19 protein-coding genes and 1 pseudogene are annotated in these 23,525 nt (G+C 61.8%); 9 read left to right on the forward strand and 11 right to left on the reverse strand.

The genetic code is table 11. The annotated features are described in order from the left end of the window. Positions 1-100 precede the first annotated feature (100 nt). Complete coding sequence (gene dnaA / locus OH491_RS00005; protein ID WP_068772733.1) at positions 101-1,501, forward strand: chromosomal replication initiator protein DnaA; 1,401 nt, start codon at positions 101-103, stop codon at positions 1,499-1,501. A gap of 158 nt (positions 1,502-1,659) precedes the next feature. Next, positions 1,660-2,247 carry a hypothetical protein gene (locus OH491_RS00010; protein ID WP_068772732.1) on the forward strand — a complete coding sequence of 196 codons (588 nt, stop codon included), beginning with the start codon at positions 1,660-1,662 and terminating at the stop codon, positions 2,245-2,247. Between the two features lie 133 nt (positions 2,248-2,380). Here the strand turns inward: OH491_RS00010 and OH491_RS00015 are convergent, their stop codons facing one another. Further along, positions 2,381-2,698 carry a HesB/IscA family protein gene (locus OH491_RS00015; RefSeq protein ID WP_068772731.1) on the reverse strand — a complete coding sequence of 106 codons (318 nt, stop codon included), beginning with the start codon at positions 2,696-2,698 and terminating at the stop codon, positions 2,381-2,383. 123 nt (positions 2,699-2,821) lie between these two features. Between OH491_RS00015 and OH491_RS00020 the strand changes: the two genes are divergently transcribed. Then, the gene (locus OH491_RS00020; RefSeq protein WP_342750783.1) at positions 2,822-3,799 is read left to right on the forward strand and encodes a serine/threonine-protein kinase; all 978 of its coding nucleotides are present in this window, start codon (positions 2,822-2,824) and stop codon (positions 3,797-3,799) included. 78 nt (positions 3,800-3,877) lie between these two features. Next, positions 3,878-5,365 (forward strand): RNA polymerase factor sigma-54, encoded by a 1,488-nt coding sequence (gene rpoN, locus OH491_RS00025; protein WP_068772729.1) that lies wholly within the window; start codon positions 3,878-3,880, stop codon positions 5,363-5,365. 315 nt (positions 5,366-5,680) lie between these two features. Here rpoN and OH491_RS00030 read toward each other — a convergent pair whose 3' ends face one another. The 7 genes from OH491_RS00030 to OH491_RS00060 all read right to left on the reverse strand — a co-directional run bounded on the left by OH491_RS00030 (position 5,681) and on the right by OH491_RS00060 (position 15,920). Then, positions 5,681-7,552: a tagaturonate epimerase family protein gene (locus OH491_RS00030; protein WP_068772728.1), complete on the reverse strand. Its 1,872-nt coding sequence runs from the start codon at positions 7,550-7,552 to the stop codon at positions 5,681-5,683. A gap of 267 nt (positions 7,553-7,819) precedes the next feature. Further along, positions 7,820-10,207, reverse strand: a complete 2,388-nt coding sequence (locus tag OH491_RS00035) for an FG-GAP repeat domain-containing protein (protein ID WP_068772727.1) — start codon at positions 10,205-10,207, stop codon at positions 7,820-7,822. A gap of 52 nt (positions 10,208-10,259) precedes the next feature. Next, positions 10,260-12,029: a hypothetical protein gene (locus OH491_RS00040; protein WP_068772726.1), complete on the reverse strand. Its 1,770-nt coding sequence runs from the start codon at positions 12,027-12,029 to the stop codon at positions 10,260-10,262. A 106-nt stretch (positions 12,030-12,135) separates the two neighbouring features. Next, positions 12,136-13,197 (reverse strand): trypsin-like peptidase domain-containing protein, encoded by a 1,062-nt coding sequence (locus OH491_RS00045; RefSeq protein ID WP_068772725.1) that lies wholly within the window; start codon positions 13,195-13,197, stop codon positions 12,136-12,138. Continuing rightward, on the reverse strand, positions 13,194-14,246 hold the full coding sequence (locus OH491_RS00050) for a 3-deoxy-D-arabino-heptulosonate 7-phosphate synthase (RefSeq protein WP_068772852.1): 1,053 nt from the start codon (positions 14,244-14,246) through the stop codon (positions 13,194-13,196). Before OH491_RS00050 ends, OH491_RS00045 begins: the two co-directional genes overlap by 4 nt. 62 nt (positions 14,247-14,308) lie before the next feature. Further along, positions 14,309-15,217 (reverse strand): 23S rRNA (adenine(2030)-N(6))-methyltransferase RlmJ, encoded by a 909-nt coding sequence (locus OH491_RS00055; RefSeq protein WP_068772724.1) that lies wholly within the window; start codon positions 15,215-15,217, stop codon positions 14,309-14,311. Between the two features lie 124 nt (positions 15,218-15,341). Next, complete coding sequence (locus OH491_RS00060) at positions 15,342-15,920, reverse strand: NUDIX hydrolase (RefSeq protein WP_068772851.1); 579 nt, start codon at positions 15,918-15,920, stop codon at positions 15,342-15,344. Positions 15,921-15,981: 61 nt separating this feature from the next. Here OH491_RS00060 and OH491_RS00065 point away from each other — a divergent pair, with 61 nt between their 5' ends. The 5 genes from OH491_RS00065 to OH491_RS00085 all read left to right on the forward strand — a co-directional run bounded on the left by OH491_RS00065 (position 15,982) and on the right by OH491_RS00085 (position 19,058). Further along, positions 15,982-16,422, forward strand: a complete 441-nt coding sequence (locus OH491_RS00065; RefSeq protein ID WP_068772723.1) for a hypothetical protein — start codon at positions 15,982-15,984, stop codon at positions 16,420-16,422. 199 nt (positions 16,423-16,621) lie between these two features. Continuing rightward, positions 16,622-17,869 (forward strand): tyrosine-type recombinase/integrase, encoded by a 1,248-nt coding sequence (locus OH491_RS00070; RefSeq protein ID WP_068772722.1) that lies wholly within the window; start codon positions 16,622-16,624, stop codon positions 17,867-17,869. A gap of 165 nt (positions 17,870-18,034) precedes the next feature. Further along, entirely contained in the window at positions 18,035-18,280 is a 246-nt protein-coding gene (locus OH491_RS00075) for a helix-turn-helix domain-containing protein (RefSeq protein ID WP_068772721.1), read from the forward strand. A 164-nt stretch (positions 18,281-18,444) separates the two neighbouring features. After that, a complete protein-coding gene (locus OH491_RS00080) occupies positions 18,445-18,780 on the forward strand; it encodes a hypothetical protein (protein ID WP_068772720.1) in 336 nt (111 codons plus the stop codon). Then, complete coding sequence (locus OH491_RS00085) at positions 18,777-19,058, forward strand: hypothetical protein (RefSeq protein ID WP_068772719.1); 282 nt, start codon at positions 18,777-18,779, stop codon at positions 19,056-19,058. The genes OH491_RS00080 and OH491_RS00085 overlap by 4 nt, the downstream gene beginning before the upstream one ends. Positions 19,059-19,351: 293 nt before the next feature. Here OH491_RS00085 and OH491_RS00090 read toward each other — a convergent pair whose 3' ends face one another. The 3 genes and pseudogenes from OH491_RS00090 to OH491_RS00100 all read right to left on the reverse strand — a co-directional run bounded on the left by OH491_RS00090 (position 19,352) and on the right by OH491_RS00100 (position 23,480). Further along, on the reverse strand, positions 19,352-21,757 hold the full coding sequence (locus OH491_RS00090) for a glycoside hydrolase family 2 TIM barrel-domain containing protein (RefSeq protein ID WP_342750784.1): 2,406 nt from the start codon (positions 21,755-21,757) through the stop codon (positions 19,352-19,354). Between the two features lie 251 nt (positions 21,758-22,008). Then, a pseudogene (locus OH491_RS00095) lies at positions 22,009-22,278 on the reverse strand (glycoside hydrolase family 88 protein); the annotation flags it as partial. Beyond that, on the reverse strand, positions 22,167-23,480 hold the full coding sequence (locus OH491_RS00100; protein WP_068772717.1) for a family 43 glycosylhydrolase: 1,314 nt from the start codon (positions 23,478-23,480) through the stop codon (positions 22,167-22,169). The pseudogene OH491_RS00095 and the gene OH491_RS00100, both read right to left, overlap by 112 nt. Positions 23,481-23,525 lie beyond the last annotated feature (45 nt).

Raw genomic sequence — 23,525 nt, forward strand, 5'->3', positions numbered from 1 at the left:
AATTTTTCCCTGAGTCCCCTGTCCCGAGGCAGAGATTGCGATGTGTCCCGAAGCCCGCAGATGCGTTTTGTGAATAAATCCGCCAACTTTCATTCAGGACATGTCATCACTTGCCACGACCAAACCCCTTTGGGCCACCATCAAAGCCGATCTGAAAACCCTCTTTCCCGAGGACGTCTTTCAGCTCTGGTTTGACCCCATTGTGTGCCTCGCCGCCAACGACGACACACTCACGCTCGGCGTCCCCAATGACTTTGCCGCCATCTGGATTAGCGACAATTATCTCGACCTCATCATCCAGCGCATTCGCCTCGCGACCGGTCGCGACATCGCCATTACGTTCAGGAAATACCAGCCGTCCGAAACCACCGCGGCTGCGCCCGCCGACCGGCTCGCCAACACCTCTCCCATCCCGTCCGCGCAGCCCCATCCCCGCCGCAACGGAACCTCAGGCCGCACCGCCCATCCGCTGCCCGCCGCCTCGTCCCTCAACCCGCGCAACACCTTCGAGAGCTACGTCGTCGGCTCCAACAACCAGATGGCCCACGCCGCCGCGCTCGCCGTCGCCCAGGCCCCCGCCCAAGCCTACAATCCGCTCTTCATTTATGGCGAAACCGGGCTCGGCAAAACCCACCTCATGCACGCCATCGGGCATGCCATTCTCCAGAAAAATCCCCACGCCAAAGTCGCCTACCTCTCCACCGAGAAATTCACCAACGAGTTCATCCAGGCCCTTCAGGAGAATGCCCTGACCAAGTTCCGCCAGCGCTACCGCCACGTCGATGTCCTCCTTCTCGACGACGTCCAGTTTCTCGGCGGCAAGGAGCGCATCCAGGAAGAGTTTTTCCACACCTTCAACGAACTCTTCGAATCGCAGAAACAGGTCGTCCTCTCCAGCGATCGCCGCGCCTCGGAAATCCAAAAACTCGAGGCCCGCCTCGTCTCCCGCTTCGAGTGGGGGCTGCCCGCCGACATCCAGGCGCCCGACTACGAGACCCGCCTCGCCATCCTTCGCACCAAGGCGATCACCCTCAAGTTCGACCTCCCCGGCGACGTCGCCTCCTTCATCGCAAAGAACATTGCGAAAAACATCCGCCGCCTCGAAGGCGCGCTCATCAAAGTCGCCTCCTACGCCACCCTCACCGGCAAGCCCCTCGACCTGCCCGCCGCCGAAATGCTCCTCCAGGACGTTCTCATGGAGCAGGCGCAAAACCTCCTCACCATCGAGGTCATCCAGAAGCGCGTCGCCGACCACTACCAGATCCGGCATACGGACATGACCAGCAAACGCCGCCCCGCCAACATCGCCTTCGCCCGTCAGGTCGCGATGTATCTCTCGCGCCTGCTGACCAAGCATCCCTTGCAGGAAATCGGCGACGCCTTCGGCGGCCGCGACCACGGCACCGTCATCCACGCCGTGAAAACCGTGGAAAACATGATGGAGCAGGATCCCTCCGCCCGGGGCAGCGTGGAATACCTGAAAACCCAGCTCTCGCGCTGAAATTTTGGATTTTCGATTCTCGATTATGGGAGCTGCCGCTCCATTCGCAAATCCGGCGCGGCAGTGCCCAATCGAAAATCGAGAATCGAAAATCGAGAATCCAACGCCCCCCCCTCACTCAATATTCAACACCGCGCTCTCGCCATTCCGCATTTCCCATGAGCCTCACACCTGAACAGAAAAACGCCGTCGCCTCCTGGGTCGCCGCCGGGGACAGCCTCTCCGACGTGCAGAAAAAACTCTCCGAGCAATTCAAGATTTCCATGACCTACATGGACGTCCGCTTCCTGGTGGACGATCTGGACCTCGCACTCAAGGATCCCGCGCCGCCGCCGGTACCCGCCGCGCCTGCGCAGCCGTCTCCGCAAGCCGGCCCCGCCGCGCGTCCGGATTTCCCCAGCCGCACCCCGCTGGACGAAGACGAAGCCTTCGACCCCGCGGCCGATGACCAGCAAACCAGGCCCACGCCCATGGCCGGCGAGTTCGACGACGATGAAGAGCTGGCGCCCGAAGCCGATGCCGCCTCCTCCGTGCGCGTCGAAGTGGACAACGTCACCCTCATCCCCGGCGCGCTGGCCAGCGGCAGCGTCACCTTTAGCGACGGCGTGACCGGCAAGTGGATCGTGGACAACTACGGACGCCCCGGATTCACGCAAATCAGCAAGCCCGACTACCGCCCCACCGCGGCCGACGCCGACGCCTTCATGCGGCAGCTCAGCGTCGCGCTTCAAAAACGCGGATACTGATCACTACCATTTAGTGAACAAGACCTGCCCGTCAGGTAGGGCGAGGCGTCCCCGCCGAGCCCGCGGCGCCAACGGCCTCTATTGTGCCACTCGCATTCGCAAACGGGCATGACAAGGCCCGGCATCGTCCTCCCTAGTTGAACGACTTTCCGCACCCGCACGTATTTTTGGCGTTCGGATTCCTGATCTCGAAGCCCCGACCCTGCAATCCGTCGTCGAAGTCGATCTGCGTGCCGTCCAGCTTGGCGAGACTCGCCGCATCGAGCACGATCGACACGCCTTCGCTTTCGAAACGCGCGTCGCCCGGCTTCGCCTCGTCGAACGACATCCCATATTGCGAACCCGAGCATCCGCCCGTTTCCACAAACAGCCGCAAACAGGTTCCGGAGTCCGGAGCCTCCGCCCGCATCGACTGGATCTGGCCGGCGGCTCTCTCGCTTAACGTAATCATGCCGAAAATCTACTTTTTGTCGCCCATTCTGTCAACGCACCCTGCCAATAAAGCATTTTTCATGCTAGATTAGCGGCTCGATACTTGCTTACACTGCCAGCCTCAATTCTCCTCCCTCCTGCCGTGGCCACTCTCAAACACATCTCCAGCACGTTTTGCTACGAACTTGTCCGCAAAATCGCCGAGGGCGAAATGGGGATTGTCTTCGAGGCGATGCAGTGTGGAGCGGGCAACTTCCGCAAGGCCGTCGCCCTCAAAATCATTCGCGCTGAATACTCCTCCATCCCCGAATTTCAAAAAAACTTTATTGGCGAGGCCCGCCTCGTCGCCGACCTCATCCACACCAACATCGTCCAGACCTACCACCTCGGCGCCGACAACGGGCAATACTTCATGGTGATGGAACTCGTGCGCGGCGTGCACCTGGAAAATTTCCTCGAGCGCCACCAGACCCTCGGTCGCCAGGTCCCGCTCGACATCGCCGCCTTCGTCATTTCCCGGGTCGCCCGCGGTCTCGCCTACGCCCACGAAAAACGCGACGCCGAGGGACGCCACCTCAACATCGTCCACCGCGACATCGGTCCGAAAAACATCCTCATCGCCCACGAAGGCGACGTGAAGCTCACCGACTTCGGCATCGCGAAGGCCCTCGACCTCATGTATAACGAGGAAGGCAAGGTCATCGCCGGCAAGGACGAGTATCTCTCCCCCGAGCAGGCCAGCTACGCCGTCACCGACGCCCGGGCCGACCTCTTCCCGCTCGGCATCGTGCTCACCGAAGTGCTCCTCGGGCGGAACATCTTCCGCTCCGCCGACCGCCTCGAGTCGCGCCGCAACATCCTTACGATGACCATCCCGCGATTCGGCACGCTCCGCCCCGACATCGACGACCGCCTCGAAGCCATCATCCAGAAGGCGCTCCAGCGCGACCGCGACAAACGCTACCAGTCCGCCGCGCAGATGCTCACCGACCTCGAACTCTATCTCTACAGCGACGGCTACGGCCCGACCAACGAAAAACTCGGCGTCTATCTTAAGGAACTCCTCGACGCCACGCCCAAGTTTTCCACCCGCCCGGCCCACGCGGCGGCGGTGAAGTAATCTCCCGGACAAACAGACAGGAGCGGACAACACGAAACACAAAATCCCAATCCGAAACCAAACACCGAAAATCCCTTCATGAGCGGCCCTTCCTTCAATCAAGATCTCCGCCAGCGCCAGACCCAGTCGCTCGTTCTCGCGCCGCAGCTTCGCCAGTCCCTGAAAATCCTGCAAGTCGCCGCGCTCGACCTCCGTTCCGTCATCCAGGAAGAGTTGCAAAACAATCCCGCCCTCGAGGAACTCCCGATGGAGGACCTCAATATCGACCGCGCCGCCGCGGAGTCCGCCGGCGCATCCGGCTCCGACGACGGCGACAATCCCGCTCCCTCCGACGCCACCGACACCCGCGAGGAAATGGATTTTTCCAAGGAGTTCGAAATCCTCACCAAACTCGACGAAGACTGGCGCGACTACATGGCCAACGCCGGCGGCAACCAGCCCCACACCACCGAGGATGCCGAGCGCCGCCAGCATTTCTTCGATTCGCTCGTCAGCGAAACCTCGCTCCAGGAACACCTTGCCGGGCAAGCCGATCTCGCAGACCTCGCGCCCGGGGCGCGCGAGGCCATGAACTACCTCATCGGCAGCATCGATGACCGCGGATTTCTCACCCAGACGCCCAACGACATCGCGCTCCAGTCGCAGCTCCCGCTCGATGCCGTCCAGCAGGCGCACGCGCTGCTCAAGACCTTCGAGCCCGCCGGCATCGGCTGCCAGTCGCTGGCCGAATGCCTCCTGCTCCAGCTCGCCGCCAAAGGCCGCGACGGCTCGCTTGCCGCCGCCATCGTGCGCGAGCACTTCGAGCTGCTCGCCCGCCGCCGCATCCCCGACCTCGCCCGCAAACTCGGCGCGACCATGGAGGACGTGCAGGCCGCCGTCGGTGAAATCGGCGCGCTCGATCCCGCCCCCGGACGCCGCTTCGCCGAGGACAGCAACCGCGTCGTCGTCCCCGACGTCACCGTTGCCAAGGACGGAGACGAATGGATCGTCACCCTCAACAACGACTATATCCCCCGCCTTCGCATCTCGAACACCTACCGCGAGATGATCGCCAAGGGATCGCTCAACAAAACCGAGCGCGAATACCTCCGCGAACGCATCCGCTCAGGCAAATTTCTCATCAACTCCATCGAGCAACGCCAGCAGACCATCGAGCGCATCACCCGCGAGATACTGAAGGTGCAGCGTGATTTTTTCGAGGAAGGCGTCTCCAGGCTGAAGCCGCTCACCATGACGCAGATCGCCGATGCCGTCGGCGTGCACGAGACCACCGTGAGCCGCGCCATCGCGAACAAATACATCAAGACCCCGCATGGTGTATTTGAGTTCAAGTATTTCTTCACCCCCGGCTATCAATCCGAAGGCGGCGCGTCCGTGTCCAACACCAGCGTGAAGGAAATGATCAACGAGCTCATCTCGACCGAGGATCGGGCGAAGCCGCTGAGCGACCAGGACCTGGTGGTCAAGTTGCAGGAAAAGGGCATCAACATCGCCCGCCGCACCGTGGCGAAATACCGCGAGGAACTCGGCCTCCTCCCCAGCAACCTCCGTCGCGAATACGCGTGACGGGGAAGACGCTTGTTGCGTGACATAACCATTCCGCCCCCGTGCAGACCAGACGGTGCGCGCTGGTTTGTGCGTCAGGAAACACGGACGAGACGCCCGTGCCGCCAATCGAGAATACCAACTCCGAACGAAATTTTTCGGTAGGGCGAGGCGTCCCCGCCGAGCCGCGGCTCAGCCGGAGGTTTCGCCTACCTTGATGAGTTTATAAATGGCTGGGAAATGGTATAATCCTGACATTGGCTTGAGCCGGACGCAAAAAAAGGAGCGACGATGTCCCCACCGTCGCTCCTTTCTGGTGTCAGCTTGTCCGTCCGGTCAGCCGATATCGGACTGCAACTGATCCAGCGTGGCGTAGGCGGCCAGTTTCGCGCGTGCGGCGGCGCAGGTTTCCTTTGTCGCGAGGCCGGTGTTTTCCGCCAGGAACACGATGTAGGCGGCCACGTTCTTCGCGTAGAGCAAGCGCCCTTCGTCGCTCACCGAATAGAAACGCGCGCGCTGCCGGTAGCCCGCGGGCGAGTGGTCGCCCAGCGCGGACTTCTCCGCCCTGCCGCCGGCGGCGAGCACGTGGAGGAAGTTGTATTCGAACCAGAACATGTGCTCCGGGCTCGGCGGCAGCGACTCGATGGCGGCGCGCACGGTCGCCTCGCTCGCAAACACGTCGGACGGCTTCCCTGCCTTTTCGAGCGCATCGGTCACAAAGATGCGCGCCATCTTCTGCTCGGTCGCGTCGGCGCTGAACACGCCCTTGAGCGCGAGGCCGACAGTAAACTGATACCAGTCGCGCCAGAGCGCCTGGTCGGCGGAATTTTTCGAGGCGAAGAGCGCGCGGCCCATCTCGTAGGTGTAGCGGCCGCTGGTCTTGATTTCGAGGTGCGCGCCGGTGACGGCCCCCATGACCTGATAGTTTTCGGCGGACTTGCCCGAGCCGGAATGGAAGCCGATGCTCGTGCCGAATTTCTCGCACACGCGCCACTGCTTTTCGATGAGCGCTCGCAGCGCGGCGTTGTCCGGATAGGGCATGTTTTTCTGGAACCCGAACGCGGGGGCGATGAAATTGATTTTCATGCCGAGCGCCTCGCAAAGCGCGAGCATGATCGCGGTCGTCTCGGGCGTGGTCAGGCCGGGCAGTTCGTCGATGGACAACTCGCGCAGATATTCGCGGCCGGCGGCGGTGGTGAAACGCCGCTCGCGGGCGGCGCGATACTTTTCGTCGCGCACCTTCATCTTTTTCATCGCGGGCCAGACATAGGCGAGCAGCTTGGACAGCTCCGCCTCATCCAGCCTCAGGCCGATGGCGGCGACACGCGCGCGCACTTTCGCGACCAGATCGGCCGGCACATTGGCGGCGACCCAGTCGGCGGCATTGGTCGGCACGACGGTCTGGGCCAGCTCCGGCGAAAGGTCGAAGGTGATGTAGCTCGCCAGCACGCAGCCGGTGACGAGCTGGTCCTCGCGCGCATCGAATTTCCCGCCGATGGGCTGATGGTCAGCATTGAAGCTCCAGGCGATGCCGCGCTGGTGGAAACCGGTGCGCAGCTTCGACAGCACGCAGCCGTGGCTCATGCCCTCGACGCTCTGTCCCTGGTGGCCCTCCGGCACATTCGTGCCGATGAACGGGAACGGCACCGTGTCGAGCGAGCCGGCGAGCATCGCGTCCACGTCATAGACAAGCTCGCGGGGGATGGAGTTCTGGTTGGCGGTCATGCCAACCCCCAGCGCGCCCATCGCCCACTCGACGGCGGGCCAGTGCAGCGTGGTGAAACGCGCGCCGATGCCGAGCGTGCTCTGCCCGAGCTTTTGCGAGGCCGTCGGGAAAATGGCCGAGGCGGGATTGTGCTCCTGTATCAGGTTTTTTAATACGAGCAGGTTCGCGAAGGTCGCCGGAAACACGACCGCGCCGCCGTCGAGCGGCCTGCCTTCGGCGAGGGCCTTTGCCGCGGCGGAGGCCGCGATTCCGGAACCGGGCTTGAGTTTCCATGCGCAATCCCCCGTCACGCCGTCCTCCAGCAGAGTCCATTGTCCGGCGGCGGTGGCGAAGCGGCTCTTGGGCCATTCGCGCACGTCGGCAGACGCGGACGCGAGCTTCGCGGCCAGCGCGGGCCAGTCGAGGCAGAAGTCCGGCGACACGCAGGGATTGCTGGCGATGCGGAGGTTGTTTTGGAGGAGGAACTGATTGATGGCGCTCATGGGTGTTTTTGGATGAATACGGAGGAATCTGGGACGTAAATCGGGGGGATGAGAGAACGTGTCCTAAAAAAACGGACACGAGTGCACACGCTTCCCGTCGGAGTGGCGAGAGAAATTTTGCGAGGGGAGGCACCCCGCGGGGAAGAATGCGACCCGGAGCTGATGCCGAGATCTCTTTCTTCTTTCCTCTTTCGTCAGGAACGAGTGGGGAGAAAGAGGAAAGAGAAAGAATAAAGATAAAGAGGAAAGAAGAGGAGGGGTGGGGGCTCAGTCCTGCGGATACACCAGCACCCGGTCGTGGACGAGGAGGATGAGATCGTTTTTGCCGTCGCCGGTCACATCCGCGATCACGGTTTCCCGTGGCTCGAAGGATGCGCCGCCGCGCCCTTGGAAATGCTCGTCGGTCTCGAACACCTTGAAGTGCAGCATGCTTTTCCACCGGTCGTCGGTTTCGCGGGCCAAAACCTCGATCAGGTTCTTGACCGGGTCCACACACACAATTTCGAGCTGCCCGTCGTTGTTTAAGTCGCCCGCGATCACGTCGGCATAGCTCACTTCCGGCAAATCCGTCGTGTGCGTGCCGAGCGTGGCCGGCGCGAGGTCGGGTTTGTCCGCAGGCAGCCACCAGAAACGATCCTTGCCGAAAACAAAGCTCTCCGGCGCCCCGCCTTTGCGCGGGATGACTTCCGCGCCGATGATGTCGATCCTGCCCGTTTTGATCGAGCCGGCGGGAGCATACACGCCGCCCTCGCGCCCGGCCCGGAGAATTTGAAATTCGCCCGCCTTGCGGTCGTAGAGCACGACCAGCGGACGCGCGGAATCGCCATCGGAATCGCCGCCCGGCCCGGGCAGCACAAGCGCGGCGGTGATGTCGGCGCCGGGCGCGGCGTTGAATTGATCGACGATGGTGAGCGCGTCATTGCCGCCGCCAAGCCGGAGGGCGCGGGCGAAGCCGCCGCTGCTGACGACCATTTCGGCGCGGCCATCGCCATCGATGTCGGCAACCGTGAACGCGGACGCCTCGAGCTTGTCGACCAGTCCGCGCCGGAACCCGGCGGCGGCTGATGCCTCGGCAAACTCCAGCGTGGTGTCGGCGTTTTGCGTGAAAAGACGCATCGAGTCGAGCGGCGTGAAGACGGCGATATCCATCAACCCGTCCTGGTTCGCATCCACGAGGCGCAACGCCCGCGGGTCGGTTTTCAGGCCGGTGATTTCAATGGTTTTGAGCCGTTCGGCGCCGTCGTCGCTCCGGCGGACCCACAATTCGATGCGGCGCCTGCCGCCGTCCTCCATCAGCACGGCGAGGATGCCGCGTCCGTCGCCCGCGATGTCGCCGAAGGCGAGGTCGATCGGCCGGCCGGCGACGGGCAGCGGCTGCGGATAGGAAAAACGTCCGTCCGCGAAACGGGCGACGCCGACGGCCTGCTCGCGGGCGCTGCCGACGAAGAGCTCGTCGCGCCCGTCGCCATCCCAGTCGCCCGCGGCGATGGCGCGCCCCTCGGCGAGCGAGGGAAATTTTTCCGCGCCGGTGAAGCCGCCGTCAGGCTGGCGCGGATACAGCAGCACCTGCGCGCCGTCGGGATCGGACACCGCGATGTCGGGGCCGGCCTCCGCGCCGGTGAAATTGCCGGACGCGAAGGCGAAGGGCGCTTTCGCCCCGGGACGCGGGCTGAACACGCGCGGGCGCATGGGCGGAGGGGAGCCGGGCTCGGACGGCTGCGGCTTGAGCGCAAACTCCTCCAACTGCCCGGTGCCGTCCTGCGCCATCGCAAACGAGGCGGGCCGCCCGCCGGCCGACTGGGCGAGGACTTGCAGCGTGCAGCGCGAGGGTTTGATCTCGTAGGCAAGCTCGGGGCCGAACTGGCCCGACGCGGTTTGCAGGCGCACGCGCATCGTGGCGCGGGGGTTGCCGCACAAGTAAATGATGTCGGTGAGCCCGTCGCCGTTGATGTCGCAGAATTCGAGCCCGTGGCTGTTGTCGTCGGGCAGCACATGGCGCTCGGGCGGGCCGAAGCGGTCGCCGGAAAGCCGGCGGAAAATGGCGAGTTCCTTCTGCCCGAGATACACAAGCTCGTTGTGCCCGTCGCGATCGAGGTCGATGATTTTCAACGAGCCCACCAGCTGGTTGGCCGCGGGGGCGTCGGCGATCCTGCGCTCCGTCCACGAACCGTCTTTTTGCTGGAAACGAAGGGTGAGCGCCTGCGCCGCGCCGGTGTAGGCGAGATCGGCGAGCCCGTCGCCGTTGAGGTCGCCGACCGCGAGATCGAACACGGTGATGCCCGCGACCACCGAGTCCTTACGGAAACGGGAATCCTCGATCACGGGTTCCCAGCGGTTCTGGCTGAGCGCGCGCGGCATGCCGTCGGAGGCCAGGCCGGGTTTGCGCTGGTAGAGGATGTCGATGGTGGCGCGATCGTTGTTGATGACGACGATGTCGCGGAGCCCGTCGCCGTCGATGTCGGCCGCCTGGAGCGCGCGGGTGCCCCAGTTGAGTTTCACCACCTCGGGACCGGAGAGAACGACCGGTGAGGGGGCGGCGGCGCTCGATTGTAATGACAATATGGATACAATGAGCGCGGCCAGGGCGGCGCGGACATTTTTGTCCGTGCGTGTCGGGATGCGATTTTCGTCGCGAGTTGGCGGTCCGTGGTGCATGGGGCGTCTCCGGCGGCACGAGGCGCGCGCAGGCGGAATTGCCTGTGCCGCTTTATTTTTTGTAAACGGTTTTGGCCCGGCTGTAGATGCCGAGGGCGTCGCGCTGGTTGTAGGCAAAATTGTAGTCCCAGTATTTCCGCAGTGTTTCGATGCCGGGCTTGGCCTCGGGATTGACCAGTTCCGGCGTCTTGCCGTCATCGCCGGTCATGCCGGGAACGGGCTGCTTGGTCTTGGCGAGGAGGGCGAGCACATCGAAGAAATTGGAAACCAGCCCGGCGGTATCCTGGTAGGAAAAGCCAAAGGCGTCGGACGGCACTTCCGACAGCGCGCTGGCGACCGACGCCTTGTCCCAAAAGGAATCGATTTTGCCGGCCATGCCCTGGAGCACCGATTCGACGGTGCCGACGGACGCGCCGAAGCCGATGATCAGGTGGCCGTTGGCGACGGCCCAGCCGAAGGCGTTTGCGCCTGCACCGGCGGTGCTGTAGAGGGTTGCGCCCAGATATTCGCGCTTGGCGAGGATGGACTCGCCCGCGCCGGAGCCGGTGATGAGTTTTCCGAGCGTCGACGCGAAGAGCCGTTCGTCTTGCAGCGAAATGACGACGGCCTGGTCGAGCTGGCCAGGGACGGCGGTCTCGCCGGCCGGCGCGCGCTGGATCATGTAGAAATCGTCGCCGAGGCTGCCGACCAGGTCGCGCTTGATGTCGATGCCATACTGTTGGTTGAGGGAGGAGAGCGTATTCTGATAATAGCCGAAAATCATTGGCAGCGCCGCCTGCACCACTTCCTCCAGCGCCGTGAAGCTGTCGGAGATTTTGAATTTGCCGACGACGGTGGTCAGGCTGTCGGCGGGCAGGAAGGCCGGCTTGGGCAGCGGCCCTTCGCCAAACGCGAGCATCTTCAACAAGCCGCGCCCGGCCGAATAGGTGAGGCCGCTCATGCTCTCGGCCGAATCCTTGCCCAGCGTCACCGCCCCGTAGATGTCGCCCAGCGCATCGAGGCCGAGCGTGGAGCCGAGATTCGCGAGGTCGATCATCATGCCCGCGCGGTTTTCCGGATTGGCTGCCTGCGCCTTCATGTAGGCGTCGAAGACCGGATAAATGGCCTGAAAATTGATGGCGGCGAGCACATGCGCGTTGTTGCCGGCGCGCTCCGTCATGCGGAGAAAGCGCTCCGATTTTCCAAACGCATCGCGCACGCCCCCGGCGCGGGCGGCGTCGAGCGCGACGGCCACAAGCTGGCGCGACGGGCTGCAATAAAGATTTCCGTCGCTGATGAGCCAGGCGACGCTCTTGACGTTTTTGCCTCCGCCAAATTCGTCGATATAAAGCGTCGCGCCTGCGTAGTGTTCGGTCAGGCGCGTGATTTTCGCCTTTTCCATATAAGCCTTCGAGGTGAGCAGTTCCTCGATCTTGCGGGTGTTTTCCCCCAGTTCGGCGACCAAAAGCACGGGCGGCTCCTCGCGTCCGCGTTCCTGCCAGCCTTCGAGGCTCGGAATCGCGATGAGCGCGCCGCCGCGGACGAAGGCGAGAATCTCCTTCGCGCTGTGGCCGATCTGCTGCTTGAGCATGCCGTCCCACTCGGCGGTCTTGAGGTTTTCGTGAAGCGGCGCGAAAAACTCGCGGACCTGCCCGTCGTTCCACGTCCTGGCCAGCGGGCCTTCCTTCCAGTTTTCGACCAGACCGGGAACGTCGTTCACGAGCACGACAAGCGGGGCCTGCTCCCCGACGAGGTTGGCGAGCGGGCCAAAGGCGCGCGCGGAGGGAAGCAGGCCGGCGAGCAATGCGGCGGCGACCAGGAGGTGGCGTTTGATTTTGTTCATGCGGGCGGGAAGGGGAGGGTGGTTTTTGTTTTTTGGCGGTGTGGGAAGGGAGAAAGAGGAAAGAGAAAGAAGAAGGATGAAAGAATTTCCGGGGGAGCGGGCGCGCTCAGGGAGCGGATGTCTCCGTTGCCGGCGCGGGTTGCGGGGCGGCGTCCTGCGCGTTTTTCTTCATGGGGCGCGGCGGCTCGATGTAGCGGAAACCGGAGTTCGGGTTGCGGGCGTCGAAGGCGAAGGCGTCGCGGTTGAGCAGGAAGTTTTTCACCACGGCGGAGGGGATCGCGAAGTTGAGGCCCTCGATGCCGGCGCGCATGGGTTTCATGTTGTTCACGCCGGCCACCTCGCCGCGCAGGTTGAAGAGCGGGCCGCCGGAGTTGCCGGGATTGAGCTGCGTGGTGGTCTGGATGTAGAGCTGGCCGTCAAAGGGACGGTTGCGCGAGCTGATGATGCCCTGCGACACGGTGCGGTCGAGCCCGAGCGGGCTGCCGATGGCAAACACGGTCTGGCCCTCGGTGAGCGCGTTGGAGTCGCCGAGCGGCACCGTGGGAAACGCCGGTTCGGCGGCCGAGGCGGGCTCCTCGATTTTCAACAGCGCGAGGTCGAGGCGCGGGTCGAGCGCGACGATGCGCACCTTGTTGTAGGCGACTTTTTGCAGCCCCGCGACGGAGCGCCGGAATAGCGTGACCGAGATCGCGTATTCGCCGGAGATGACGTGCGCGTTGGTGATGACGTAGCCGGCGGGATGGATGATGAAGCCGGAGCCGAGTCCGGTGGGCGTGCGGATTTGCACGACGGCCTCGCCGACCCGCTCCACGTTTTCCCGCACGGAAAGCGCGGGCTGGCCGGGCGCGGTGCGGAAAAAATCGCCGCCGTCGCCCGCGCCCGCGGCATCCGCCGCGCCGCCTTCGGGCGGGCTCTCCGCGATGAGCGCGGCGATCTCGTCGCGCGGCACGGTGAGCACCTGGAAGCCGAGATCGACGATCACGCGGTCGGGACGCTCCGCGATGATGTCGCCCTGGATGGACGCGCCGCTCTTCAACTTGACGGTCCCGAGCGCGAGGGCGGTCGCGGCCGAAAGGACGATGCAGGCGGACGCCGTCAGCACGAAGGCCGCGGCACGGACGCGCGCGCGGCGGCTGGAAAAACTGCGGTTGCGGCGGGGGCTGGTCATGCGACGGCTTTGGCCGGTTGCGGGTGGCGGAGCGCCCAGAGTTGTTTCGCGTCGCGGATGAGCGCCGCGAGCACGTCGGGCGTGACGGCCTGCTTCGGGTCGTCGCCGATGCCCTTGCTCGGCGCGATGTGCGTCTCGATGCAAAGCCCGTCGGCGCCATACGCCACGGCGGCGAGGGCGCAGGCGGGCACGTAGGAGGCCTTGCCCACGGAGTGAGAGGGATCGACCACGACGGGCGCCCAGGTTTTTTCCTTGAGCAGCGGCGTGATGGATTCGTCGGGATGGTTGCGGTAGCCGTCGAGCGCCGGGGAGGTGCCGCGCGGGCAGAGGAGGATGTTGGGGTTGCCGAACGCGACGATGTATTCGGCGGCCGAGATGAATTCGTTGAGCGGGCCCATGTGCAGGCCGCGTTTGAGGAGCACCACGGTGTCATGCTCGGCCACGGCGTGGCCGATGGCGCGGAGGAGGGAGTAGTTCAGGCCGTTGCGCGCGCCCACTTGCAGCATGTGCACGCCCGCATCGAGCGCGAGGCGAAGCTGGTGCTCGTCCATCACCTCGGCGTCCACTGGCAGACCCGTGCGGCGGTGCGCCTCCATGAGGATGTCGAGGGATTTGTTGTCGCCCTGAAAGGAATACGGATTGGTGCGCGGTTTCCATACGCCGCCGCGGAGGGAGTGCGCGCCGGCCTCCTTCACCGCCTGCGCGGTTTCGTAGAAGAGATTCGGATTTTTGGGATCGATCGTGCAATGGCCCGCGATGACGAGCAGTTCCTCGCCCGCGCGCACGCCGCCGACCTTGATGCGGTGCGACGCGAGATCGGATCGCCGGTCCATGAGCTTGTGCGGCGATTGGATCTGGTCGACGCGTTCGATGTAGTCGAGCCCCTCCAGACGATTGATCATGAGCTCGTCGCGCTCATCCCCCACGATGGCATAAATGCTGCGGACCGCGCCGATGATGGGCTGGATGTGGCAGCCAAAAGCGCCGACGATTTGCGTGACTTCGGCAAGTTGCTCGGGCGTGAGGCGGCTGGCTTTGGGAAGGATCATTTTGAAAAAGTCCGGCATCTTAAGCCGGACAAGCCTCCGGCGTAAAGCCCGACCTCGCGTCATTATTCCTCGGGCGTGATCCAGCGCAACCCGCCCGCGCCGCCGTCCCCTTGCGCCAGCAATGCCGCCAGCCGGCGCATCATCGGCGCAATCACGCGGTCGACCTGCCACGGCGGATTGAGCACGGCCACGCCGCACCCGCGCATCCGCAGGGGCGAGTCCTCGCCCGCCACGGTCAGCTCCGCCGCGAAGGCCGGCGCCGCGCCGCCCGCCGCGATTTCATCGAGAAACGCATCCGCCCGGGCGCGTTCCGTCAGCGGATACCACACCGCAAACGTCGCCCCCGGCGCGCGCCGCACGCCCCCGGCCAGCGCCTCGGTGATGCGGGCAAACTCTTCGCGTTCCTCGAACGGCGGGTCGATCAGCACCAGTGCGCGCTTTTCCGGCGGCGGCAGCATCGCCCGGATGGCCGTGTAGCCGTCCATCTCGTGCAATGACACGCGCCTCGCGCGCCCGAGCTGCTCGCGCAGCGCGGCGAACTCCGCCGGGTGTTTTTCGCACAGCGCCATGCGATCCTGCGGCCTGAGCAACAGGCGCGCCAGCGCGGGCGAGCCGGGGTAGAAACGGATGTCCGTGCCGCCCGTGACGGCGTCTGCGCCGTCCGGCGGCGTTCCGCGCGCCTCGCGGTCAAACCGCCGGACAAGCGCAGCGTATCCGGAGATCGGATCGGATTCCGCGCCTGAACCATCGCAGTCCGCCAGCCTGCCGATGCCCGCCGGGTGTTCGGGTTCGCGGGCCAGCGAGTCGCCGCGCGCCGCCGCGTGCAGGTCGTAGCCGCCGCAACCGGCGTGGGTGTCGAGATAAAGAAAACCCTTCTCCTTGCGCTGGAGGCCGCGCAGCAATTGCACGAGCAGCGCATGCTTCGCGACATCGGCGAAGTTTCCCGCGTGAAAACGATGGCGGTAGTTCATGAGGGGAAAGTAACAGGGGCGCGGCGCGCAAGTGACAAGTGGCAAATGCCAGGTAACAAGTTCCAAGTGACAAGTAACAAGTGACAAGAAGGATGCCGCGGCGGGCCTTGCCACTTGCCATTTGTTACTTGGCACTTGTTACTTGCGCGAAGCGCTCCCACGCCATCCGAAACGTGCTCGAGAAATCCCCCGGCTGCGCCGCGATGGCGCGCGTCACATCCCCGGGCGTCCACCACTCGCCGCGCTCGATCTCGGCCGGATTCAGCTCGAACGGCCCGTCGTGGCGAATCCAGTAAACGGATACGAATTCCCAGCCGTTTTGCGCGTGGGGCGAAAGCTTGAACAACGGCGTCAGGTGTTCCGGGCCGGCGATATGCGCGCCGATTTCCTCGCGCAGTTCCCGCACCGCCGCCGCCGCGTAATCCTCGCCCGCATCGACGTGCCCGGAACAGGACGAATCCCACCGGCCCGGCGAGGTGTCCTTCGCCAGCGACCGCTTTTGCAGGAACACCCGTCCGTCCGCCCCCCGCGCCAGCACATGCACGGCGCGGTGAAACAGTTTCCGGGCGTGGACCTCCCCGCGCGTGGCCTGGCCGGTGACCTCGTCGCGTTCGTTGACCACGTCGAAAACCTCGTCGTCACGCTGCGCCGGGCCGGGCGGCGTCCTGGCCGCGCCAGAGGCGGCGGGAGAGGCGGCTTGCATGTTTGTCTTGTCCATCATCGCGGAATGTGTGCTTTCGTGAGGCAAATTTTCATCGCACGCCATGCCAAAAATCGACGTCAATCAAGTTGCCGAAATTTTGAAACGAAATCAGGTCGACCCCGCCCTGCTCCGCCAGATCGTCGAGGAAATGAACCTCGTCACGCAGGCGGATTCCGAGGCGGACGAAAACAAGCCGCCGCCGGTGAAAAAGCAGTTTGTCATCCTCATCTCCGACCCCGAGGACCGCCTGCCCAAGGGGGATTTTGCGGGCTGGGTGCTCCAGATTCCGGAAAACGAAAGCGTGGCCACCACGCAGGATCGCATTTTCCGCGGCACCTACGATTACAATGCCTCGAAAAAGGGCCGCCTCTATCCGGCCAAAACCGTCGGCGAGGCGCTGGAAAACGTCGCCGCCAAATATTTCAAGGAAGCCGACCTCTGGGTAAAAACCAAGACGCCCGTCCTGATGCTGCGCACGAACAACGAGATCCCGAAGGAGTAAAACCGTTTGCCAGCTCCCATGGGGTGTCGGCCGGAGCGGCGGCGTCCCGCCGCCGCTACCCAAGCCGAAGGCCACAAGAGGCCGCGCAGCCGCGTGAGCGACTGGGAGCGCCGGCATCTTGCCGGCACGAAAGGCCCGATTTCCATAGGGAAGCCGGAAAGTCCATGAATAGGTTGCCACGTGAAGGCGGCAACCATCGATGAAACAAAAAAAATCCGCATTCACGATCAAGCCGTTCAAGAACCGCAACGGCGTGATTTCATTCCGCGTGGCCGGCTGGTTGCTCGGCGAGCGCATCCGCAAGAACTTCAAGACCCGCGAGGACGCCATTGCCGAGCGCGCCGCGCTCGAACTGCGTCTGCTCCAGTCGCAATCCAACCTTCGCGGCGCGAGCACGTTTTTGACCGAGGCGCAGTTGCGCGAGGCCGAGGCCGCGTTTCTCCGGCTGGAGAAGGCGCGGCGTCCGCTCACGTTCTATCTCGACTATGCGCTGGCCAATTACCGCGAGCCCGAAGCCGCGCTGAAAATCGCCGATGCCATCGAAACCTACATGAAGGCGCGCAAGGAGGACGTGCAACAGGCGTTGATAGGCGAACGGCAGTTGCGGAACATCCGGCTGGAGCTGACGGAGTTCCAGCGGCATTTTCCGACGCAGACGCTTGCGGAGGTAGGCACGGAGGCATTGCACGCCTACATCCGGCGCGACGACGGGGCGCTGAAGACGCAGAACAACCGGCGCGGCGTGCTGTGCGCGTTTTTCAATCACGCGGTGCGCAAGGAATGGGTGGGCGGCAACCCGGTGGCGAAAATCCCGCGCAACCGCATCGAGCACAATCGCGGCAGCGCCGAGGCGCTGACGGCGGAGCGCGCCGCGCAACTAATGGCGCACGTGGAGAGCGTCCACGGCGGGGCATTCGTGCCGTTTTTCGCGTTGTGCCTGTTCGCCGGCATCCGACCCGAGGGGGAGATTTCCAAGCTGCCCGCCGCCGACGTGCGCTTGGAAAACAGCGCCATCACCATCGAGCCGTGGGTGTCGAAGGTGAACATGCGCCGCTTGGTCACCATCCAGCCCAACCTTGCCGCGTGGCTCAAAGCCTATCCGCTGGACGAATACCCCGTCATTCCGCCCAAGGAGAAGATGAAGAGCATTGCAAAAAAACTCACGCGCATCCGCCAAAAGTTCGGCGTCGGGCACGACGTGCTGCGGCACACGTTCATTTCGATGCACGTGGCGAAATTCCGTTCGATGGGCGACACGGCGTTGCAGGCGGGCAATTCCGAAAGCATCATCCGGCGGCATTACCTGAACGTGACCACCCCGCAGGAGGCCGGGGCCTTCTTTGCCATCGCGCCGAGATTGCGCGCCGTGCCGCAAGCGAAACCAGCGCCGCAGACAGAGAGCGCACCCACGCCCGCGTCCGACCCACAAAACCGGCTCGCCGCATAAAACCGTAACCGGGAGGACGGATGCGATTTCCCCGCCGCATCCGCCCTCCCGTCCCCTCCTGCCCCGCTTGGCTTCTTTCGTTTCCGCGCCGCACCTGCGGGGAACCAGGGCACGGCCACGGAATGAAAGCCCCCGCGCGCCACGTGATGCGCGCACATGGGGCGTATGAACTCCACCACGCCAGCACCAGCCCCCGCGCAAACGCGCGCGCATCCCGCGCTCACGGACATCAACGGCCTGCGCCTCAGCGGGATTTTCCCGCAGGGGCGCGAGCCGTCCGTGCGCACGCTGCGCGAATGGACGCGCGCCCGCCGCATTCCGCATCACCGCGTCGGGCACTTTGTATATTACGACCTTGCCGAGGTCTCCGCGCATATCCGCACCCGGCTGCTGGTGCCCGCGCGCGGATAAAACCGCCCGTAATACGGCAGGAAATTCCAACGCCACACGCGCCATGCGTGTGGCGTTTTTATATACATCGAAAAGCCCTGCGCGAAATCCGGGCAAACCCGCGATGAAGCGCGCCGCTATTTTGATTTTATAAACGCTGGCAGGATGCGGGGCGAGGCAACAACATGAATACACAAAATAAAACCAATCCCGCCCAGTCCGCCCCAAACCCCGCCCGCGCGTCCGCCAGCGACGACGCGTTTTTCCAAAACCCCGTTGACCCCAAAGCCGAGGCCCGCGCGATGGCGGCGGAGGCCATCGCGCACGTGCTGCTGTGGATTCCCGAGGGCACCACACTGGAGCAGCGCGGATTGCGCGCGTCCATCGTGCTGCGCCAGGTCCGCCCCGACCTCATCGGCGGCATGACGCTGGAGGCGCTCGGCGAACAGGCCGGCTGCACCCCGCAGACCGTCCACAAACTTGCGGACGATTTCCGCCAAAGCATGGGTCTCGTATCATGAACACGGATACACTTATGCCGCCCCTTGCCCAGTGCAACGTCACGCCCGCGCCCCCGGCGCGCGAGACATCCGCCTTTTTGGAAATCAACCGCCTGCACGCAGAGGCGCGGCGGCTTGCCGGCGACTCCCGCCGCTCGCTCGACGCCGCGCTGTCCGCCGCATGGCGCGCGGGTCGGCTCCTTATCGCGGAAAAGGCGCGCATCCGCCACCGCGCCGGGCAGGGCGCATGGCTCGGGTGGCTGGAAACACGCTTTCACGGCGGCGTGCGCTCGAAATGACCCTCGATCCGGATGCGCCGTGCGGGGAAGTTGGCCATGTCGGTCGAACACTTTAGCACCGCTCCCTTTTCGAGATGGAGGGTCACGCCCGGTTTGAGAAAAGCGCGCCGCTCAAGAACGTTCCTCGCGGGACAGCCAGCGTTCCCCCGCCTGCGGAGGCAAGATTGCCGACCGCAGCTTGGATCCTGTCCGTGTTAAGCGTCTTGCCATCGCTCACGGCACCGTGGGCCTCAATCGTCACGCGGCTGCTGATCAGACAACCATCAAATCAGCGCACCAAAACCCTTGAATATCTATTTTACTATTAAGGTTTCTTCCAACTGCTTCAATTCCGCTGCAGTAACTTTGAGCTTTACGGTTCCAGCTATTTTTTCTGAGCGCAATATCGCCATTGCAAAGCCTTTGTGAAGCACTGTTTTATTGCCGCCAAACAAACTATCGCTCGAATGATTGCCATTATCCACGGCAATCAACCGCGCAGGCCCGCTGAGTTCAAAAGCAATCTCTTCGGCGGCAGTCGGCACTTTGCGCCCCTTGCTGTCTACAGCGTACACCTTTACATATTGAAGATCCATACCATCGGCTTTCCATGCGGAGTTCTCAGTTTCTAACACCAATCCAATGAATTCTCCGGTTGTTTCTAGTTCGTGACGCGCCACTTCTTTATCTCCTCTTCGGGCAATTGCAGTAATTTTTCCAGGAGCAAACGGAATGTCTTTCCAAAAAACGATATTGCGTTTTTTCACGTCGGCAGAATTTTGCCGCACTCCCATAGATTTCCCATTAACCACTAATTCCACCTCATCGGCATTGCTATAAGTATAGATATCATACTTTTTTCCTGCCTCCCGATTCCAATGCGACGAGATATAATTTCGTCCCACCACCACGTCATTCCAGAGACGCGACTCGGCTTCACTATCAACTATGCCAATATGCACCAACGGTTCGTCGTTGAAAATGCTTTTTATTAAATAAGCTTGCGGGTTAGGCTCCAGTGAATGATTGAAGAATGAATAGTTCCAGCCCTTGCGTGGCCAACCGCTGGATTCCCCCCAATATTCGATGGCACCCCAATAAGCCAAACCGACCATTTTATCCCTGTCCATTCCAAAGTAAGGGGCTGCCAATTCGTTAGTCACAGCCTCACTTTGGTAGATAATCAAATCCGGAGCATGTTTCAGATAATTTTGATAATCATTCCAGCAATAGTTGAAACTGGCCACATCGGTTACTATTGAAAGTTCGGGCGGTACTATATTATCTTCAATATTGAAGTCCCTGTCGGCCTTAACAATGCCTCCCGCACGGGCGGGATACATGGCAACGGTTGTTTTGCGGGTAGGATCGTACCGTTTTGCCACCACATCCAAAATCCTGTAGGTCGTCACTCCCCAATCACTTGTTGGGAACCCCCACCGTTCTTCCTGAAACTGCAGTTCATTTCCAAAGCTCCACATAATAACCGAAGGATGATTCCGGTCGCGTTTAATCCACTCCTTTGTATTTTTGTACCACAAATCATTCCAAGGCGCACTTCCAGCCCAGGCAACTGTGCTACCCCATTTGTCGTATAATTCATCCACGACCAAAATGCCCTTCTCGTCGGCGAGCCTAAGAAACGATTCGGAGTAAGGATTGTGGGAAGTCCTTATATGGTTAAATCCAAAAGCCTTAAGCTTATCCATCATCCTGGCGATCGAAGTTTCGTAAGCGGCCGCACCCACGGCCCCCAGGTCATGATGATTGGCGACACCTTTAAGAAAGACCTTTCTCCCATTTAACTTTAGCCCATATTCTTTGGAAAATTCAATGGTACGGATTCCGAATTTTTCAGTGATTTTATCAATCACCTTGCCGTTTAATACCAATACGACTTCTGCAGAGTAAAGATTGGGTGTTTCGCACGACCAAAGCTGCGGATTGGATATATTTATTTTCGGCAATTGGACTTCAACTTCAGCGAGTTTTGATTTTTGCGGCGCCAACATTTTAGTTTCAGCCACCAGCGCCCCTGCCGGGGAAAATATCCTGGTATTGATCTGCAGTTCGTATTGTTGATTTTTAATTCCCGCCACTTCCACTTGCACGTTGACCACGGCGTTCTGACTAGAGATACTTGGAGTTGTTATAAAAACACCGTGACGTGCAATTGAGATTTTGTCCTTTACAATCAAATGCACATCTCGAAAAAGTCCACCACCCGTGTACCAACGGGAATTGCCCATTTCGCCCGTAGAAGCACGAACGGCAACACAGTTGACGGTGTCGTATCTTATTATGTCTGTTATATCCAATTCAAAACCAAGATAGCCATAATCTGTTCCGCCGATTTTCCTTCCATTCAGCCAGACATTCCCCGTTAGCATAATGCCCTCAAAGTCCAGTAATACCCGCTTCCCTTTCCAAGCAGCATCCGCATTGAAGGTCTTTCGATACCAACCTGCGCCCATCGCTTTAAAACCACGACCTCGACTGGCCGACTTATCCCACGGTTGCTCAAACTGAAAATCATGGGGCAGGTCCAGCTTGCGCCAGTCGCGATCGTCAAGCTTCGGATCCTCGGCATTCGAGATCTCGCCCGCTTTAAATTTCCAATCGAAATTGAATAGTTGGTTTATTCGAACCGAATCGTTGCCGTCCTGGGCAAATGCCGATATTGCGCAACAAATGCCAATAATAATGAATAGTATTCTCATGGTTGTCTGGTTGGTTACTTCACAGGGTTTAGTGGTCCGGCTTGGTTAATTGATCGAGAGTCGGCAGCGAAGGCTGGCATCGAGACACTTATCGCCGGGGCAGCGAAATCTGGGAGTCTTTTCATTATGAAATACGACTCAAGCGTCCGGCAACTGGTGCTTTTATTTGTTTGGTGGCGGAGCCGACGGTCCTTTTTGGAAGCACCAGTTGTCAGAACTTCGGAATCGCCCGAAGCACTGCGAGCCGCGGCAAGGGCCTGCACTTCACTGCCCGCGAGCAGGAAGCATCCTAACCCAAAGTCGTCGAAATCCGTAATCATATTATAAGTCACGGGCTGAGCGTCCGAGAGTTTGCTGCCGGAGCCTTGAACATAACCCAGAAAGCCGTTCGGATGCAGCGCCTTGGTGGTCATCGCATTCCAGCCTTTGGTGGTAGCAGGTAGATAAGTGTCGGCGGGCAGATGCCCCTTGTTGATTCCCCAGGCCAGCCCGTAAATGAAAAGCGCCGTGCCTGTGGTCTCAAGGCAAGCGCCCCCTCGAAATAAACTCCACGTGTCCAGATGTTGCAGGGACGCTTCTTGGGAAGGTCGTGACTGCCCGCCTTGGGCCATTTTGCCATGAAGTAGTTATTCGCCAGCGTCATCGCGTTGATCACATCTTTCTTCGCAGGAATCGCCTCTGCCGCACTGGCGCGCTGCGGAGTGATGATCGCGGACGCTCCGCTCTTCACATCGAGTGTCCACTCCTGAGGTTCTGGAAGCCAGAGTCTGCCGTTGCCGATTTCCACCGGCATCCAGAGGTAACGGCTGTCCCACTGGGTTTTGGGTTTCCACTGGTCTCCCATAAAGATGACGGTCGTTTTTTTGGTGCCTACGATTTTTAAAAGCATTGTCGATTGCGAGTGATACGTCTTGGTCTCGGGCGGAGCGATGTCCTTGAACTCGCTCCACGGACCTTTCAGATCGTTTGCGGTGGCGTATTTATTTGGGTTCGGCGCCCAGCCGGTGAGTGCGGAGCCGAGGAGATAGTAGAGGCCATCGTAATGCACAAGCGCGCCGCCCTCGATCGGAGCCTGGATGAAGGCAGTCTGTTCGATGACGTCCAGATAGTCGTCGGAGAGTTTCGCGATGAAGAAGCCTTTCGTCGGGCGGCTCTCGAAGATCAGGTAGGCGCTGCCGTCATCATCGATAAACTGGCCGATGTCGCGACTCTCCTGCCCGAGAGGACGGAAGGACCGGAGGTATGTGTAGGGACCTTCGACGGTGTCGGAAACGGCCACGCCGACGCGGGCGATTTTGTAGGCTTTAGTGGGATCGGGCTCGTTGGGGTCGAGTGGTCCGTCGATGTGCAGGTACATCACAAATTTTTTTGTCGTCGCGTTGTAGTAAACCTTCGGGCGCTCAAGAACCCAATTCGGACCGATGTTTTCGGGCGCTGCCATGTCGATCGGCAGCCCGCAAAACTTCCAGTTGACGAGATCCGTGGATGAGTAACACGAGACGTAGCGGCGACCGGGAACAGCATCCTTCGGGCGGTATTCACCAAACCAATACCAAGTGTCACTGAGTTTGAGAATGCCGCCGCCGTGGGCGTTGATATGTTCGCCGCGATCATCAGGCCAGAGCGCGCCGGGCTTGATGGTCGTGGCGGTGCCGGCGGCCAAAGTAAGACTGGCCAGCGCGAGGAAGAGAGCAGTGAGTCCGTAGTAGAATTTTGTTTTCATAAAGTGTTTTGCGCCTTGAGGCCCGAGCTTTGCCTTCGTCTAAAT

It is taken from the genome of Termitidicoccus mucosus, from assembly GCF_038725785.1.
GTDB classification, from domain to species: Bacteria; Verrucomicrobiota; Verrucomicrobiia; order Opitutales; family Opitutaceae; genus Termitidicoccus; species Termitidicoccus mucosus.